The 17,795-nt window shown below is 51.0% G+C and carries 17 protein-coding genes; 4 read left to right on the forward strand and 13 right to left on the reverse strand.

What is annotated here, in order from left to right; all coding sequences use genetic code 11:
* Positions 1-108: 108 nt before the first annotated feature.
* The 11 genes from HZB62_07550 to mutS all read right to left on the reverse strand — a co-directional run bounded on the left by HZB62_07550 (position 109) and on the right by mutS (position 13,303).
* Positions 109-1,836 carry an ATP-binding protein gene (locus HZB62_07550; GenBank protein MBI5075005.1) on the reverse strand — a complete coding sequence of 576 codons (1,728 nt, stop codon included), beginning with the start codon at positions 1,834-1,836 and terminating at the stop codon, positions 109-111.
* Between the two features lie 203 nt (positions 1,837-2,039).
* A complete protein-coding gene (locus HZB62_07555) occupies positions 2,040-2,336 on the reverse strand; it encodes a type II toxin-antitoxin system RelE/ParE family toxin (GenBank protein MBI5075006.1) in 297 nt (98 codons plus the stop codon).
* Positions 2,326-2,577, reverse strand: coding sequence for a type II toxin-antitoxin system Phd/YefM family antitoxin (locus HZB62_07560; GenBank protein ID MBI5075007.1), 252 nt, complete (start codon positions 2,575-2,577; stop codon positions 2,326-2,328). Before HZB62_07560 ends, HZB62_07555 begins: the two co-directional genes overlap by 11 nt.
* A 170-nt stretch (positions 2,578-2,747) precedes the next feature.
* On the reverse strand, positions 2,748-3,638 hold the full coding sequence (locus tag HZB62_07565) for an exopolyphosphatase (GenBank protein ID MBI5075008.1): 891 nt from the start codon (positions 3,636-3,638) through the stop codon (positions 2,748-2,750).
* A 63-nt stretch (positions 3,639-3,701) separates the two neighbouring features.
* Positions 3,702-5,879: a glycoside hydrolase gene (locus HZB62_07570; GenBank protein MBI5075009.1), complete on the reverse strand. Its 2,178-nt coding sequence runs from the start codon at positions 5,877-5,879 to the stop codon at positions 3,702-3,704.
* Complete coding sequence (locus tag HZB62_07575; GenBank protein MBI5075010.1) at positions 5,869-6,183, reverse strand: septum formation initiator family protein; 315 nt, start codon at positions 6,181-6,183, stop codon at positions 5,869-5,871. Before HZB62_07575 ends, HZB62_07570 begins: the two co-directional genes overlap by 11 nt.
* On the reverse strand, positions 6,180-7,457 hold the full coding sequence (eno, locus tag HZB62_07580) for a phosphopyruvate hydratase (protein ID MBI5075011.1): 1,278 nt from the start codon (positions 7,455-7,457) through the stop codon (positions 6,180-6,182). Before eno ends, HZB62_07575 begins: the two co-directional genes overlap by 4 nt.
* Positions 7,458-7,473: 16 nt before the next feature.
* Entirely contained in the window at positions 7,474-8,853 is a 1,380-nt protein-coding gene (locus HZB62_07585; GenBank protein MBI5075012.1) for a hypothetical protein, read from the reverse strand.
* Positions 8,853-10,253, reverse strand: a complete 1,401-nt coding sequence (gene lpdA / locus HZB62_07590; protein MBI5075013.1) for a dihydrolipoyl dehydrogenase — start codon at positions 10,251-10,253, stop codon at positions 8,853-8,855. Before lpdA ends, HZB62_07585 begins: the two co-directional genes overlap by 1 nt.
* Positions 10,250-10,636, reverse strand: coding sequence for a glycine cleavage system protein GcvH (gcvH, locus tag HZB62_07595; protein ID MBI5075014.1), 387 nt, complete (start codon positions 10,634-10,636; stop codon positions 10,250-10,252). The genes lpdA and gcvH overlap by 4 nt, the downstream gene beginning before the upstream one ends.
* An 87-nt stretch (positions 10,637-10,723) precedes the next feature.
* Positions 10,724-13,303, reverse strand: coding sequence for a DNA mismatch repair protein MutS (gene mutS, locus HZB62_07600; protein ID MBI5075015.1), 2,580 nt, complete (start codon positions 13,301-13,303; stop codon positions 10,724-10,726).
* A gap of 161 nt (positions 13,304-13,464) precedes the next feature.
* On the opposite strand from mutS, the gene HZB62_07605 reads away from it, so the two are divergent.
* The 4 genes from HZB62_07605 to HZB62_07620 are packed head-to-tail and all read left to right on the forward strand — an operon-like array spanning position 13,465 to position 16,161.
* The gene (locus HZB62_07605; protein MBI5075016.1) at positions 13,465-13,974 is read left to right on the forward strand and encodes a DUF177 domain-containing protein; all 510 of its coding nucleotides are present in this window, start codon (positions 13,465-13,467) and stop codon (positions 13,972-13,974) included.
* Between the two features lie 4 nt (positions 13,975-13,978).
* On the forward strand, positions 13,979-14,161 hold the full coding sequence (rpmF, locus tag HZB62_07610) for a 50S ribosomal protein L32 (protein ID MBI5075017.1): 183 nt from the start codon (positions 13,979-13,981) through the stop codon (positions 14,159-14,161).
* Positions 14,162-14,169: 8 nt separating this feature from the next.
* A complete protein-coding gene (gene plsX / locus HZB62_07615) occupies positions 14,170-15,180 on the forward strand; it encodes a phosphate acyltransferase PlsX (GenBank protein MBI5075018.1) in 1,011 nt (336 codons plus the stop codon).
* Between the two features lie 3 nt (positions 15,181-15,183).
* Positions 15,184-16,161 (forward strand): ketoacyl-ACP synthase III, encoded by a 978-nt coding sequence (locus HZB62_07620; protein ID MBI5075019.1) that lies wholly within the window; start codon positions 15,184-15,186, stop codon positions 16,159-16,161.
* A gap of 124 nt (positions 16,162-16,285) precedes the next feature.
* Here the strand turns inward: HZB62_07620 and HZB62_07625 are convergent, their stop codons facing one another.
* Together HZB62_07625 and HZB62_07630 are read right to left on the reverse strand one after the other, a co-directional pair.
* Complete coding sequence (locus HZB62_07625) at positions 16,286-16,900, reverse strand: TVP38/TMEM64 family protein (protein ID MBI5075020.1); 615 nt, start codon at positions 16,898-16,900, stop codon at positions 16,286-16,288.
* A gap of 113 nt (positions 16,901-17,013) precedes the next feature.
* Positions 17,014-17,793 (reverse strand): slipin family protein, encoded by a 780-nt coding sequence (locus HZB62_07630; GenBank protein MBI5075021.1) that lies wholly within the window; start codon positions 17,791-17,793, stop codon positions 17,014-17,016.
* Positions 17,794-17,795 lie beyond the last annotated feature (2 nt).

A 17,795-nucleotide genomic window follows, 5' to 3' on the forward strand; every position in this document is an offset into this window, starting at 1 on the left:
ACGTCATACGTTGCTCTTGACTGCTTCTCTGTCTCGGTGATACCCTTCTTCATGGTGGTGGCTCCTTCCTTTGTTGTTTGGTCGCAACTTGAAAGGATACACCGCCTTCTATCTATTTACACACTTTTTGATTGTATCTCCAATTGCTCGATTCAAGTCACAAAGCGCTTCAGCATATTTCCCCATTAAACTATATGTTTCGCCTCGTCGTACAAAAAGGGCGTGTTGTGCCTCTGGCGCCAAGTCTTGCCTCTTAGCAATCAAGTTTGCTAAGTGCAGGAGTGTTTCATGTTGATTTCCCTCAGACGCATTATAAAAAGCTACTAATGTTCGAGCCCACGCTTGCACTTCCGCAGACACAACTTCCCGACCCACCTGCTGACACGCCTGAGGAATGCCGTCAGCAAAAATGCAAGCACCGCCTGAGGCAGAAAGAAATGCGTTAACAGCTCTTCCAATATTTCCAATAGGCTGTTCACTCAGCAAGTGGTAAACTCTTTCCACCTCCAATCTGCGCCATTCACGGCTGTGCGCCGATAGACCATCAAGAATTAGTTGATCCTGACGTCTTTCAAAAAAAATAACCAATCGCCTGTGTGCTTCCTCTAAGTCGTTCGGCGTTGTGTTATGTAAATACCGCAACATAAGTTCACGCACTTTATCATGATAGAACCAGCCACGTTTCGAATTTGTTCGTATATAGCTTTGCGTGGAAAGCCATTTAAACTGGTCAATAGCGTTGCTCCCAAGGCAGGCGCTCAAGATGTCGAGATTGAACTGACGGGGTACAGACGCCATCAACGCCACGAGTCGCCTTTCTTCCTCAGGTATCCACTGAAGAAAGCGCTTCACAGCATCTCGGCTTATATCGGGTAAGGGCAGCCCTGGCTTTGGATTGGTGCCGGCCAATAGTTCAACTAGTACGGGCAATCCACCAGTATCTTCATGAATCTGGTTCACTAAGGATTCATCAACAATGTTGCGATTGGCCAAATAGAGTCGCGTTTCTTCTTGAGTAAAAGGTTCTAAAATGATATGACAAATGGAACTTGCTATTTCAGTCCAGTGCTGGTCTATCTGATCACGGCCACTGATAACAAAGGTCAGATATGAATCACATTCTCCATACTTAAAGTTGAGACATTCCATCAACCAAGGTTCAAGAGCTTCGCAAGTACGTTCAAAGACATCAAACATCAAGACGACGCGACGATTAACACAAGCAGTATTTAGCAAGTTTATAAATAGAGGCGTTAATATCTTCTCAGGCTCACGCAACAATTGCACCTCATCTTTGTTGCCGAAACGGTCAATGAGATAACTGACACCTTGCGTCAGTGCCTCGCCCGCCTCTTTTTCATTCACATATTCTGCAAACACACCAACTCCGGGAGTTCGCCGTGCAGCTTTAATTGCAAAGTCAGTCATGCCACGAACTACGAGATTCAGTGCCCCTCGTGGTGCCTTTTGATCACCTTCGATTTGTTCTCGACAAGTACGGTAGGTCTTATAGCGCTCATCAAATTCCTTATTCTTAATATCGATCAGCGCCAGTTTTTCGGCAATATATCCCATTACTGAGACTGGAGAAAGTTGGTTTTCGTCGCAAAGAATCGCAACACCATTAATCGATGGGGAAGTGACAATGCTCTGAAATTGCTGCAACAGTGTACTTTTACCAACGCCACCCTCACCAGTGACAGAAAAAAGTAGGAAATTCGGGAGTCCTGAATGAAAGTTATTTGAAAAAGTGTGAAGGTAATCTGAACGGCCCACAAAGTTCTCTTTACGGCGTCTATCAATTATTTCTTTCCAGCTTTTTCTCTTTTCTGTCATGCCTTGCCTCCCTCGTTATTCCCGCACGCCCTCATTGCATTTGGTGTTACCAGTTTCGTACTTATAAGAGAGCTACATGTTTTAGTTCAACGCCAAGCGTCACCCGTTTATTCTCCTGCTGCTTTGGCTTGTGGCCGCATCGTGATGACCGCGGCTGAGGCGGCGGGCTGGCACAAGGCAGTTCGCTCTCACCTCTTACCCGATCAGTCTTTGTCTCTTTTCCCTGCTTTCTCATATACCGCATCCTTGTCTCGCTTGCCCACAGCAATAACCATGACACAGATCTCTTTATCCAATACTTCATAAACCAGACGATAGCCGCTTGCACGAAGCTTTATTTTGTAATGATCCGTGAAGCCATGAAGCCGGCTTGATGGCACCCGTGGATTGTTGAGGCGTTCCGACAGCTTTTTCTTGAATTGAACCTGGATAGACCGATCCAGTTTTCCCCATTCCTTCAAGGCAGTGGGGATGAATTTCAGCTTATACCTAAAGTTCATCCAGAGAGACTGCTATGGCCCTTATTTTTTCACTCTGTCTTTCCTGAACGATAAGACCAAGCTGGTAGTCTTCGAGTCTTTCCATGAGTAATTCATAGGTTTCAGCCGGAATGAGATAAGCAGTGGGGCTGTTGTGATTTAAGATCGCGATCGGTTCACCTTCTGATTTTTCGATCAGGGCGGTCGGATTTCTTTTTAACTCTGAAATGCTGGCAGAGCATTTTGCAAGGACGGCCTTCATATTTGTCTCACCTCTGCATTAAATTAGCTCTTAATTCTGGTCTTATATTAGCACGTAATTTAACCTCGTGCAAGTGTCAGCGTTTTGAATCGAGCATAAAGGTACCAGTGCCGTCATTTACGCGGTGATTCAGCATTTGGTCCTTGAGGGTCTTTCATATCGATCAGCGATCAGCCGTTTCTTTTCAGCTCTTCGATCATCTCGCCTGTCTGCCTGTCAGCATCCGCAGGGACGAGAACGCAGGCACCGGCGCCTCTATGCCCGCCGCCACCGTAATTGCTGCAGAGATGGCCGATGTTCGTTTTGCAGTCCCTCTTGAAGATGTTATGGCCCAAGGTGGCCGCCACAAACTTCTTTTCAGGCCCCCACTGAAGTCGGAGGGAAACATTCACATCAGGAAAGATCGTGTACACGAGAAACCGGTTGCCGACCGGGACCTTGTCGAGCGGCCGGAAATCAGTGACTATAACATTACCGTCTTTTCTCGAATGTTTCTTCAGAAACGAAAGGAACTCAGTGTTGGCTTCTTTCATGCGCTGGGTTCGTGCAGCAACTTCCGGCTGTTTCAGGACATCCTCCGGCGACATAGCCATCAGCCAGGTAACAAGGCTGCTGAAATACTCCTTGAAGCTGCCCATGCCTGTGCGGCTGTCGACCGTGAATCCGAGCAGGATCACTCCCTTGGGGTCGGTCACGTCGACTGGCTCAAGATTAGCTGCATCGAGACGGTCCGTCTCGTTCACGAGGTGTTCGTATTTCTTCAGTGATCCGGAATTATAATAGTCGTAGATCACCCGCGCGACGCTCGGAGCGATCGCATGTCTTCCCTTGTAGTTGGCCGGCGGTTTCTCATTGCTGTCGGTCAGCTCGTGGTGGTCGAACCACATGGCGCAATCCGGATGATAGGGCAGGTTGGCCATGATGTCATTGCCGGTTATGCTGAATTTCTTGTCTGTAATATCCTGGGGATGGATCAGTTCGATCGAGTCGATCTGCTCCATGGTCGACAGCAGAACAGCCGAAGTCACTCCGTCAAGGTCTCCTCTGGTAACCAGTCTCATGGTACCTCCTGTTTATTTCAGATCGCTCTTTCAATGCTATCAAACATCACTCATCACGGCCTCTCAATACCACATCATTGCTTCAAAGTCAGGAGTGGGGACAGAAAGGCTGATATAACCTCTCCAGGGGCATCGCTCTATTTCTTCGTTTCCCTTTCGGACCGAGATAAAGAGATTAAGTTCATCCTTCTGTTTTGCCTTCAGGTCAGCGAAAGGGATGCTGATCTCGAAGATCTCCTTTATCGCCACATCAGGTATCTCTTTGACCAATATCCATTCCTCGTTCAGTTTTTCGAAGAGCTTTGCACGTATGTCGCTGCCGTTGACAGGGCAGCTGATCCGGATCTCCTGAGGTTTTGAGGTCATGATCGCTATTTCGAGATCATGATCAAGCGTGTCAAAGGGTGCAGCCGTGTCTATCCTTACAAACAGGTGATCTTCATTGAAGCCGTAGTACACGCTTGCCACCAGACTCTCTGATTTATGCATGCTTCCGCCCGACTTCTTTGCATCGATCTGTGCGCCCTGATACCATTCGTAGTAGCTTGTAACAATCCCGTCGATCTTCGGCTTTATGAACCCCCTGATAGCAAGCGCAGGAGCAACGCCCCTGTCATGTCTGAGCACCGGTACAAAGAGGTGGGACGGCACATCTTTGCCCATTTCCTTGTACACCTGCATAAGGTTCAGCCTGAAGAGCTCGTCAAAATCTTCTTCTGTCTCTGTAGAATGCTCATCGCCATACCACCAGTTCCAGTCGCTGCCTTCTGCAATATGTATGGATTTCCAGGCCTTTTCGAGCGGCAGCTCAGGGTTTGCCTGCTGAAAGTGTTCGAGTGCTTCGCGTGCCTCGGTAAGATAATCCCAGGACAGGTTATCTTCTTCATGGCCGATCCAGATGCCGTAGTTGGCATTGATCCATGAGCCCGGATGCAGCCGTTCAAGCGGATCGCCGCGGTGCAGGGTATTGATATATTCCGAGACGGTTATGGTCTTGAGACGCTCTTCTTTTGAAAGCCCCTCATACAGATAGAGGAAGAAATCCCTGCCGTCGTTCTTGTAATGTTCCCATGCATTCTCGCCGTCAAGGATGATCGGCACTACATGAGGAGAGTTGGATGGAAGCGAGCTGCGGATAGTCAGCAGTCTTTGGATCAGATCATCGGCAGCTCTTTTGGGGTCCCACTGGGAATAGACAAAGCCGATGAGGTCAGAGACGGTATGGTCTCTGAAGACCATTGAGACATTTTCATAGGAATAAGGCCGGTAGAGCATATGCGGATCGAGCAGGTTTCCCGCTCCATCGCGAAGTCCCCTGCCCAGGGATGAAGCGAGTACGCCTTCATCCGTTGCCACCCACTGAATGCCGAGCCGGGAAACGGTCCGGAGGACTTCTTCGCTTACTGAGCCCTCGGACGGCCACATGCCGACGGGCCGGTAATCGAAAAGAGACTCAAAATAGTTGATGCCCATCCTGATCTGTTTTTCCGCGTCTTCAGGATGCACGAAACGCTGCCTCGGCAGCCGCACATTCGGCATTGCTACACGTGCTATGTCAGTGTCGCAGAGTAACGGAAGAATAGGGTGGTAAAAGGGCGTGAACGAAAGTTCGACCTGACCTGAGGCTGCCATATCCTTATATGCAGGTATGATCCTGCGCAGGATATGCATCTGTTCTTCAATAAGCAGTATCTTTTCTTCTTCCGTGTACCCCTGTCCCTTTTCCACGAGCGATCTCAGAAAGGGATCATTGTTCCTAAAGAGAGGGTCTATCCAGCAAAGGTTGAAGAATACCTGGAGATCGAGAAAGTCCTGGTCAGTGAAATACTTTACCGCCCTGACAAGGTCGCTCTTGATAAGATGGGTGCCGCGTTTGACCAGCAGTTCATAGTAGCGCGGAAAGGGCCTGATCATATTATCCCAGTGCGCAAGAAAGAAATTTTCGAGGATGAAGGACCGCTCCTGGTCTGTCAGCTCTGCTGCAGGCTTTCTGGTCAGCTCAAGATGAACGTCCCTGCCGCCATGATCTGCATAGTCGACGAGCTGTTCAAGGAGCGACGGCACAAGATTGAAGTTCTGTCTGACCGCAGGAAATTCTTTCAGGATCTCGAGCATGTCGAGATAGTCCTTGGTGCCGTGAAGCCTTACCCAGGGCAGGCGGTACAGACCCGTGGACGGGTCCTTGTAATACGGCTGGTGCATATGCCAGATGAAGACAATATGGAGTGGATCAGCGGTCATACTGGAAAATAAATTCGTCCGGCCTTGAGAGTCCGTATTCCTCCCTGGCAAGTTTTTCCCGGTAGAAAGGGTCGTCCTTGAGGGCTTTGAGCTGCGATCTCATCTGTTCGTTTTGGGTGCTGATCTGTGCTATCTGTTTCTCGAGACTCTGGCGGGTTCTGTTCAGCTCAAGGTATTTGAAAAGGCCCATATCACCAAAAATGAGGCTGATCGAGAGGTAAAGAAGGGTCAGCACTACGATCGTGAAAAAGATCATCTGTCTCTTCTTTACCTCAGCGTTTACCTGTTTCTCGAGCGTGGTCATGAATGAAGGTTATAAAATCCCTTTTTCCCTTTGTACACGGCTGATTCTGCGAGCTCTTCCTCGATCTGGAGCAGCCGGTTATACTTTGCAACGCGCTCGCTCCGTGCAAGCGAACCGGTCTTGATAAAGCCCGTGTTGCATGCCACTGCAAGGTCTGCAATGGTCGTATCCTCTGTCTCTCCCGAACGATGAGAAATGACAGCCGTAAAGTTTGCATTCTTTGCCATCTCGATCGCATCAAGGGTCTCGGTCACGGTGCCGATCTGGTTCAGTTTGATCAGGATCGAGTTCGATATGCCCTTCTCGATGCCCCTGGCAAGGATCCGGGTGTTCGTCACGAACAGATCATCGCCTACCAGCTGGACCTTTCTGCCAAGTGCGTCGGTCAGGGCCTTCCAGCCGGTCCAGTCATTTTCTGACAGGCCGTCCTCTATCGAAAGCACCGGATATTTGGCAATGATCTTTTCATAGTATTTGATCATTTCGTTGTAGGTCACTTTCCTGCCTTCGAACTGATATTTGCCCTTGTCGAAAAACTCTGATGCAGCGACATCGAGCGCAAGATAGATGTCCTTGCCGGGTTTGTACCCTGATGCTTCAATGGCGGTGAGAATGTAGGTGATCGCCTCTTCGTTGCTTTTCAGGTTCGGAGCAAAGCCTCCCTCATCGCCGACTGCGGTATTGAGGCCTTTGTCTTTCAGTATCTTCTTCAGGGTATGGAAGATCTCGATTCCTGCCCTGAGCGCCGAAGCAAAATCAGGGAGACCTGCAGGCATGATCATGAATTCCTGGAAGTCGAGATTGTTGTCGGCATGGGCGCCGCCGTTGATGATGTTCATCATCGGCACAGGCAGAACCTTTGCGTTGCAGCCGCCGATATACCGGTAGAGCGGCATGCCTGATTCAATGGCCGATGCGCGGCAGACGGCGAGAGATACGCCCAGCAGGGCATTTGCCCCAAGCTTCCGCTTGTTATCCGTGCCGTCAAGCTCTATCATGTAATTGTCGATAAAGTCCTGATCCGTTGATTCGAGTCCGCGAACCCTGGGAGCGATCTCCTCGAAAATGTTCCTGATCGCCTTCATGACCCCTTTGCCATGGAACCGTTTTCCGCCGTCCCTCAGTTCAAGGGCCTCTCTCTGCCCTGTTGATGCCCCGGAGGGCACCGCAGCCCTTCCGATCACGCCGCTGTCAAGGTGGGCATCGACCTCAATGGTCGGATTTCCCCTCGAATCAATGATTTCCCGTGCTATCAGATCGATAATCTCGCCCATTGCTTTAACTTCCTCCTTACAGGTATTGATTCATCAGGGATTCTATCCGGACCATGTCAATCTGCTTGTCCATCAGTTCGGAACGGTTGCCTATGTGACGCAGCGTTGTTTCAAGAAAGATCTTGAACTGCTTTATCTTGTCCAGGATCTTCGGGAAAGCCTGTCCTGTGACCATCTCTTTTCTGATGGTATTGAGGTCATGGAAAAAAATGGCAAAATCTTCGTAATCATCGTGTCTCAGAAGCCTGAATGTAAAGCTTTCGAAATATAACATATAGTTCCGCAGGGATTCAAAAGATTTGAGACGCTCCCGGGGATCATCGGCCTTTGAGCAGAAGAGGGCGACAAAGGCATGAAGGACATGGATGTCTTCCCTTAGTCTGAAGGACTGCTCGACCTTGTTCATAAAACTGGCAAAGACCTCGACGCCGCTGATCGCAGGGTCAAAGTGCTGGGTGAGCTGAACAATGGACTGCTCGGTCAGGTTCTTCAGGATGCCGTGGCTGTTTTCTATTTTACCCCGGAACTGAACCGACGCCTTTTTGCGCAGGATGTCTTTCAGTTCCTGCTGGTACACGCGCTTGGTCTCCATGGAGAACTGGTACGCAATGGCCTGAAGCAGCATCTGCAGATCGCTGCTCTTCATCTTCCTCACGGATTTGTCGACATAGGTGCGGAAGGCATTGATCTCCGACCTGAGAAGGATAAGCAGGATGAGCGAAGAGCTCAGGGATACGGCACGCTGCGTGGTAAGTTCAATGAAGCCCATGATCCTGATGAACCTGAAGAGATACAGGTAGATGACCGAGATATGCTTTTTCTCATCCTTGTCCTCCAGTGATCTGGCGATCTTCGATATGGTCTGGTTCGTGATCATATCGAATTCAGGGTTCATATTCTTTTTGAACGGATTAAAAAAGACATTTTCCCTGATCTCCTTGCTGATCAGATTTCCGACATTCAGGAATCCCATATACGAGGTATGGCCTGAGCGGGCAAGATCCGAGATGAGCCCTTTCATATTGATGAATGAGTCATAGAGAAGGTAGAGTCCTTTTTCCGGTGTGTCCTGCAGATACAGATCTTTCCTGAAGTCGTCGATCTTGCGCTCGGACATGAATTTGGATTCCGCGAACTTCCGGAACCAGTACGCGTTCTTTCTGTTTTCCGGAATCACGACCTCGAGGATGCCGAGCACACGGAGGATCACATCACGGGCAGCGAGCAGTTCTTCGTAAAAGTTCCTGCCGGCAATGTCCTCGTTCGAAAAAGGCAGGTTCTCTATGTTAAAGAACCGGTCAAGGGCACGGAGCAGTATATCAAGTTCTGAAAAAAGGACTGAGTTGTCCTGTTTTGACTGCGTCACCCAATTCTGTCCGCTCTCTTTCGGCAGCATTATCCGCGGTCTTCCTTATTGCCCGGCAGATGCACCGCCATCTGATGGACGTCTTCCGCTGCTTCCATGACAGCCTCTGCCAGCGTAGGGTGGGCATGGATCGTGCCTGCGAGTTCACGGGCAGTGAGCCCTGCTTTCATGGCAACTGCAGCCTCAGCAATGAGATCAGAGGCATGAGGGCCGATAATGTGGGCGCCGATGATCCTGTCTGTTTCTTCGTCGGTAATGATCTTTGCCATGCCGGCTATCTCATTCATGGCATGAGCCTTGCCAAGGGCCCTGAAAGGGAAACGACCTACACGGTAACGAATACCTTTTTCAGCTGCCTGCTCTTCACGAAATCCGACTGACGCGATCTCCGGCGAGGTGAATATGGCCGCAGGCACAACGCTGTAATCGATCTCGGTATTCTGCCCCATGATATTCATTGCTGCGACGATCCCCTCTGCAGACGCTTTATGGGCAAGGAGCATGCCCCCGGTCACATCTCCAACGGCATAGATGCCGGGAATGGATGTTTCCATTTTCCTGTTGACGATGATCTCTCCTTTTGGCCCTGTGCCTATGCCGGTTTCCTTCAGTCCTATGCCGTCGGTATTCAAGGCTCTGCCGATGGATACCAGGATCTTTTCCGTGACGATCTCCTTCCCGTCAGAGAGCACTGCATGAATGCCGTCTTCCCTGATGCCGGTCTTTTCGATCCTGACATTAGTGATGAGTTTTATCTTCCTTTTCTTTAATTCTTTTTCAAGGAGCTCTGATATCTCCCGGTCTTCTGTTGCAACCGCTCTGGGAAGCATCTCAACGATAGTCACCTCGGCGCCGAGTTCCCGAAAGATGCAGGCGAACTCACACCCGACAACGCCAGCGCCGACGATCAGCATGCTTTTTGGTATCAGCCGCAGATCAAGGGCGTCAGTGGAGGAAAGGATATGCGTTCCGTCAAAAGACAGGGACGGGATCGCCGCAGGACGCGAACCTGTTGCAATGATAATGCTGTCTGAAGGAACAATCTCCTCTGTTCCATCCTTCAAGGTGACGGTGATCGCTCCCGGTGAAGAGATCACCCCTCTTCCCTGGACAAGTGTTATGTCCCGGTTCCTGAAGAGACCCCTGATACCCTTGACGAGTGTGGATACGACCTTGTTCTTCCGGTCAACGATGCGGCTCAGGTTCGGGATCACACTGCCTTTGAGTTCAAGGCCGAAATCCTCAAGATCTCTGAGCCTGGCGAGGAGGTCTGTTGATGCAATAATAGTTTTTGTGGGGATGCACCCGCGGTTCAGGCAGGTGCCGCCGACCTCACTATCTTCAATGACCGTGACGCGGGCGCCGAGCTGGGCAGCCCGTATCGCAGCGACATATCCGCCCGGTCCTGCGCCGAGGACCGAAAGTCTCACTTAGATTCCTCGTCCACAAGCCTGCCGTATTCAGAGGCATCCAGGAGATCATCGATCTCAGCCGGGTTATCCAGTTCGATCACGGCTATCCAGCCGGCTCCATACGGGTCCTCGTTGATGATCTCGGGGGTCTCGGAAAGTTCCTCGTTGATCTGGATGATCCTTCCGCTGACCGGCGAGATCACGGATGATGTCGATTTTGTGGATTCGATCTCGGTGATCTCGGTGCTTGCCTCAACTGACGCATCGACCTCCGGAAGTTCGATATAGACGATATCTCCCAGCGCGTCCTGCGCATAGTCGGTTATACCGATCGTTCCTTTTTTGCCGGAAACCCTGACCCATGTATGTTCCTTATGATACTTCACGTCCTGTGGATGCATTGTTGCCTCCTTAGTGAAAAATACAGCAGAGATTTTTTCTCTATCATAGCATGTTCTCTTCAGTCAAAAAAGGGTTTGAAAGGCTGGTTAAAGCCGTACCCTGTTCTTCAGTTCGATCAGCTTTGCAAGTGCTTCTTCGGGCTTCATGCTGTCCGTCTCCAGCGCAAGGATCGCGTCAATGATCGAGCCGCCAGAAGAGGAAAACAGATCGAGTTGATCGAGCTTTTTCTTGCCGCTTTTCTGTTGGGCGAACTTGGGAGCGCCGGTCTCATTCAGTTCTTCCTTCTCAAGATTATGCAGAACCTCTTTTGCCCGGGCGATTATGATATCAGGTATGCCGGCAAGACGCGCAACCTGTATGCCATAGCTTTTATCAGCCGGGCCTTCCTCTATCTTTCTCAGAAAGATGATCTCGTCTCCCCATTCCCTGACCGAGATATTGAAGTTTTTTACCCCTTCGTGGATAATGGCCAGTTCTGTCAGTTCATTGTAATGCGTAGCGAAGAGCGTCCGCGCCTGGATTCTGTTCAGAATATGCTCTGCAATGGCCCAGGCGATGCTGATGCCGTCAAACGTGCTTGTGCCCCTGCCGACTTCGTCAAGGATGATGAGGCTCCGGCCGGTGGCATTGTGGATGATATTGGCAGCCTCTATCATCTCGACCATGAAGGTGCTCTGTCCCTTGACGAGAAAGTCCGATGCACCGATCCGGGTAAATATCCTGTCCGTGATGCCTATGCGGGCCGATGCGGCCGGCACAAAGCTCCCCATCTGCGCCATGAGGGTTATCAGCGCAACCTGTCTCATGTACGTGGACTTGCCTGCCATGTTCGGCCCGGTCAGGATGATAAGCAGATTATCCTGTGTGTCAATAAGCGTATTATTCGGAATGAAGCGCTCTCCGGCCAGTACCCGTTCAAGCACGGGATGCCTGCCCTCCGTGATCTCGATCACCGCGTCTTCGACGATCTCCGGTCTTGTGAAATTGTGCCGCTTGGCAACGACCGCAAGAGCAGAGAGAAAATCAGCGGCTGCCAGTGCTGATGCTGTCCTGAGGATCTGGTCAGAAGCATCCCTGAGGCTCAGCAGTATCTGGTTGAATACCTGATATTCAAGACTTTTCAGTTTATCCTCGGAACCGAGAACCTTGCTCTCATACTCCTTGAGTTCCGGGGTAATGAACCGTTCTCCTCCCACCAGCGTCTGCTTTCTGATGTAATCATCCGGGACGATATCAAGGTTTGACCTGGTGACCTCGATGTAATAACCGAAGACCCTGTTGTAACCGACCTTCAGGGACGAAATGCCGGTACGTTTCTTCTCCCGTGCTTCCATCTCGGCAATGAAGTCTTTGCCGGTCGTCGAGATCGATCTGAGTTCATCAACTTCTGCATGGTATCCGTCCCTGATAATGCCGCCGTCCCTGATGCTGAGCGGCGGGTTGTCGACGATCCCTTTTTCGATCAGTTCCCTGTGCAGGGGCAGTTCTGCTATCTCCCCGGCAAGGGATTTGAGATAGGGCTCCCTTGACGCGTTCAGGGCTTTTCTGAGCTTCGGCAGTTCTGTCAGCGATGCCCGTATGGCAATAAGGTCCCGGCCATGTGCCTTGCCTGTCGTAACCCGTGCGGCAAGCCTCTCCAGATCCTGAACCCTTCTGAGACAGGTGCGGATGGTTTCGAGCAGTTCGAAATCATCGATCAGATATTCAATGGCGCTGAGCCTTGCCTGGATCAGCGGTATGTCTGTCAGCGGACGCAGCAGCGAAGTTCTGAGGAACCTGCCGCCCATGGGGGTGAGCGTCTCGTCGAGTGCCCAGAGAAGGGTGCCTTCCCGCGAACTGTCCCTGGTATTGTGCGTCAGTTCGAGATTGCGCTGGGTTGCCGCATCGATGAACATGGTTGCTGTCTGTCTGAAGGTCGTAATCTTTCTGAAATCAGGATTTTCCTTCAGGGTGGTCTTGAGATACTCAAGGAGCGCTCCTGCGGCTGATATGCCGGCGGTGAACCCGCCGCAGCCAAACCCGTCAAGAGACGATACCCGGAAATATTCTGTGAGCGCCCGATATGCGTCAGCATAGTCAAATGACCAGTCATCCCGGAATGTCTGGTAATAGCCTGAAAGGGTCTCCTGGTAATGAATGTTGTCTCTGAGGCTTGAGGGGAGCATGATCTCCCTGGGCTCGAAGCTGCTCACCTCGTCCTCGATATTCTCTGCGGTCTCAAAGACGATGAACTGGCCTGTTGATATGTCGGCAGCTGCAACGCCATGCTTTCTGCCTGCAGGGAACAGTGAGATGATGTAGGTGTTTTCTTTCGGATTCTCAGGCGTGTGCGTGCCGGGTGTAATTACCCTCACGACCTCGCGGGCAACAATACCCCTGGCCTCTTTCGGATCTTCCACCTGCTCGCAGACGGCTACCTTATAGCCGGCCTTGATGAGCTTGGAGATGTATGTCTCTGACGCAAAGTAGGGAACCCCGCACATCGGCAGAGGGTTGTCCTTTGATTTATCTCTTGAGGTGAGGGCGATCTGAAGGATACGGGATGCCTTCTCCGCATCTTCGCCGAACATTTCATAAAAATCACCGAGCCTGAAGAGCACGATCGCATCGGGATAGCTTTCTTTGACAGCGGTATATTGCTTCATAAGCGGCGTGAGTTCTGACATATCGGATATTAAATACCATCAGGGAGACAAAGTGCAACCTGCCCAAAACAGGCAGAAAAGCGATTGTTTGTCATCGTCCCGGCAAGGTTCCTGCCTGCCGGTTTTCTTGACTTATTGAACTGCAAATCTCTATAATTATATTCTTTTTACGGTCTTTAAAAATGAAAATAGTTATTCCAGATATACCGGAAGAAGGGCTTACTGTAGAGCTTGAGGAGACGTTCAGTATTGACGGTTGCACGGTCTCTTCTCCGGTGAAGGCGCAGCTGGCCGTGAACAGGACCGCAAATGAGGTCATGATCACGGGGAACCTTTCCGTGGAACTGGAAATGCCGTGCAGCAGGTGCCTGAAAGACCTGCGGCAGGCTCAGGACCTTCCGGTGAGCGTCGTGTATCATCCTGCCGAGGAGATCGGCTCGGATAAGCACGGACTCCATGATGATGAGATGGACATGGGGTTTTATACGGGCGAGGAGCTGGACCTGCAGGAGTTGATCAGAGAACAGGTTTTGCTCAGTATTCAGATGAAACCTCTCTGCACGGAAGACTGCAAGGGCATCTGCCCGAAATGCGGCATTGACCTGAACACCGGTACCTGTACCTGTGTTCAGAAAGAGATAGACCCCAGGCTTGAGGTCTTAAAGAAATTATTAGACAAAGAAAAGGAGTAGTACCTTGGCAAATCCGACGAGCAGACATTCGAGAGCAAGAAGAGACAAGAGACGGGCAAACTGGAAGGGTGAGACGCCGAACCTCGGCCAGTGCCCGGAGTGCAAGGAGCTTAAGGTCCCTCACCGGGCCTGCCCGAGCTGCGGAGCCTACAACGGCACCAAAGTCCTCGAGATCGTAGAAAAATAAACGACATAATGAATGTCGTTCTTGATGCCATGGGCGGTGACCATGCGCCGACTGTCAATATTGACGGAGCCCTGGAAACGGTGCATGAGTCCGACGACATTCATGTTACCCTTGTCGGTGACGAAACTGTCATCAGGAAAGAGCTCAGGGGCAGAAAATACAGGCCGGGAAGCATCTCCATAGTCCATGCATCGCAGGTCGTTGAGATGCATGAATCCCCTTCCGTAGCGATCAGAAAAAAGAAGGATTCTTCCATTCGCGTGGGCATCGGGCTTGTCAAGGCAGGCAAGGCTGACGCCTTTGTGAGCGCGGGCCATTCCGGCGCCGTGATGGGCACCTCTCTTCTCCTCCTCGGTATGTCAAAAGGTGTTGACCGTCCGGCAATTGCAACTCTGATGCCGAACCTTAAAGACAAATTCCTGATCCTTGATGTCGGCGCAAATGTCGACTGCACCCCCCGGAATCTTCACCAGTTTGCGCTCATGGGCAACATATACTGCCAGTTGATCCTCGGACGGGAAAAGCCGAAGGTCGGCCTTCTGGGCATCGGCGAAGAGGATAGCAAGGGGAATGAACTGACGAAAGAGGCCTTTAAGCTCATCAAGGGGTCGTCTTTGAACTTTATCGGTAATATCGAAGGCAGGGACATCTTCAGCGGCAAGGCAGATGTTGTTGTCTGTGACGGCTTTACCGGCAATATAGCGCTCAAGATCAGTGAAGGTCTTGCCGAGACCATTATCAAGATGCTCAAGCGGGAGATATCGGGCATCACTGCAGGAAGACTCGGCTATCTCATGCTCAGGCCGGCATTCAGGAACTTCAAGAAGAAGACCGACTATGATGAATTCGGCGGAGCGCCGCTCCTCGGTATTAACGGCACAAGTATCATAAGCCACGGCAGATCATCGTCAAAAGCGATCAGAAACGCCCTCAAGGTTGCGCATGATTTTGCCCGCAAACGCGTGTACGAAGCCATCTCGGATGCTATCCAGTCGGACCTTCATGCCCGTGAGGCTTAGATGATACGCGCACGGATCATTGCCACCGGGTCTTATGTCCCTGAGAGCGTCATCACCAATCACGATCTTGAGAAGATCGTCGAAACGTCTGATGAATGGATCATGGACAGGACAGGGATCAGGGAGCGAAGGATCGCGGATACATCCCAGGCTGCTTCTGACCTGGCCAGTGAGGCAGCGCAGAGAGCGCTGAAACAGGCACATCTCAAACCGAAGGACATAGACCTTGTTATTGTTGCTACCTGCACCCCTGATATGCCGTTTCCCTCGACAGCATGCATTCTTCAGGACAAGCTCGGCATAAAACATGCCGCTGCCTTTGATATCAATGCTGCCTGTTCCGGCTTTGTCTACGGCCTGCATATTGCCAATTCCCTGATAAAGACAGAGGCACACAAGAGGATACTCCTTGTCGGTGCTGAGGTCCTGTCAAGGGTGACGGACTGGCAGGACAGGACAACCTGTGTGCTCTTTGGCGACGGCGCCGGCGCCGTGGTCCTGGAAGGCACGAAAGAAAAGCGCGGCATCATGTCAACCCATATTCAGTCTGACGGAAGCCTCGGCGACCTGATCATGCTGCCTGGCGGCGGCTCTCGATTCTCCTGCTCGCAGGAAAGCATCCTGAAGCGGCTCCACTTTATCAAGATGAAAGGAAACGAGACCTTCAAAGTGGCGGTGAGGACCCTTGCGGAGCTTGCCGCAAGAACACTTGAGGAAAATAAACTTGACCCGTCAAAGCTCTCGCTGCTTATCCCTCATCAGGCCAATCTCAGGATCATTCAGGCAACGGCAAAGCGGCTTGATCTCCCGGATGAAAAAGTCTTTGTGAACATCGAAAAGTACGGCAACACCTCTGCCGCATCCATACCCATTGCACTTGATGAAGCAGTCAGGGCAGGGAGAGTCAGCGAAGGAGATCATATTCTTCTTGAAGCCTTTGGCGGCGGTCTCACCTGGGCATCAGCACTGCTGAAGTGGTAGATAAAAGCAGGTTTAGGTCAAGACTTAGGCTAAGATCGACTGCAGAATATGAGCTTCATTCGAGAGTCGAAATACCTGTCGATATTTTTCGCTCCTGGTTTTTATCTCAACCTTAGCCTCAGCCTTATTCTTTTTTCTTCCTGCCTCTCTCTTTCTTTCTCGAACTGATGTGCCATATTCTGAAGATCCTCTCGATCTTGTCCTTGTATACCATGGAAAGAAAGATGATCACAATAGCAACGCCGATCAGGATTGAGAAGCGGTAATACTGCTGATATCTGAGATAGGTGCCGCCGAGGGTCAGAAGGACCGTACCGCCGAATCTCCCCACCGTGCTGATGATCAGGAACTCCCTGGTCGTAAGATGTCCCAACCCGATTATATAGCAGAGGATGTCTTTAGGAAATCCGGGGATGAGGAAGAGGACAAAAACAAGGAATGCCCCCTTGTGATGCAGCAGGTAGTCATATTTTTCCATTGTTTTTTTCGAGACGAATTTGTCCGTAAAAGGCCTGCCGAATGTCTTTGCCAGAGCGAAGTTCACCCATGATCCAATGGTAAGCCCGATGGTCGAGAGGAAGAGCCCCAGCAGCGGGCCGTAGAGAAATCCGCCAAGGACGCCGGTGACCTCGCCGGGGATGGGTGCGGCCACTACCTGGAGCGCCTGCAGCAGGATGAAACCGAGAAAAGAGAGCGGACCGAGAGAGTCAAGAAATGTCCGGACCCGTTCCCGGTCCATGAAGAACTGAAATGCCCCTGCCTTGTACAGGATGAACGTCAAAAGAAGGAAGAAGAGCAATACGGAAACCTTGATCCATATATGCTCAGAGCCTCTTTTTTGGATCTGTGGTTCTATGACTCAGCCTTCGCTTTATCCGGGCCTATGAAATACTTCAGTGTGTCAATGGGGACAGGAAAGAGAATTGTCGAGTTCTTCTCTGTTGCGATCTCGGTCAGGGTCTGCAGGAATCTGAGCTGCAGGGCGATCGGCTGAGACGATATCACTGAAGCTGCATCAGCGAGTTTTTGCGAGGCCTGGAATTCACCCTCTGCATGGATTATCTTTGCCCTCCGCTCGCGCTCTGCCTCTGCCTGGCGGGCTATGGCGCGCTGCATCTCAACCGGCAGATCTACATTTTTTACTTCCACGGTTGAGACCTTTATGCCCCAGGGCTCTGTCTGGAAATCGATCACCTTCTGGAGTTCTGCGTTCAGTTCATCGCGCTTTGCGAGCAGGTCATCCAGCTGACCCTGGCCCAGCACACTCCTCAGTGTGGTCTGCGAAATCTGCGAGGTGGCATAATAGAAATCCTCAACTTCCGTGATCGCCCTGATGGGATCCATGACCCTGAAGTAAATGACAGCATTTACTTTCACGGTAATATTGTCCCGGGTGATGATATCCTGCGGCGGCACATCCATGGTTATGGTCCGGAGGCTTACCCTGACCAGCTTGTCAATGATCGGCCAGATGAGGACAAGCCCCGGCCCCTTGATCGGTATGATCCTTCCGAGTCTGAAGACAACGCCGCGTTCGTATTCCTTGAGGATCTTTATCGCGCTCGTCAAAATATAGAAGCCAAAAAACAGGCTTAGTATCATCAACGTCAGAAATGGCGTGAATAGTGACATGA

The organism is Nitrospirota bacterium (genome assembly GCA_016214855.1).
In the GTDB taxonomy this organism is placed as follows: Bacteria; Nitrospirota; Thermodesulfovibrionia; order Thermodesulfovibrionales; family UBA6898; genus UBA6898.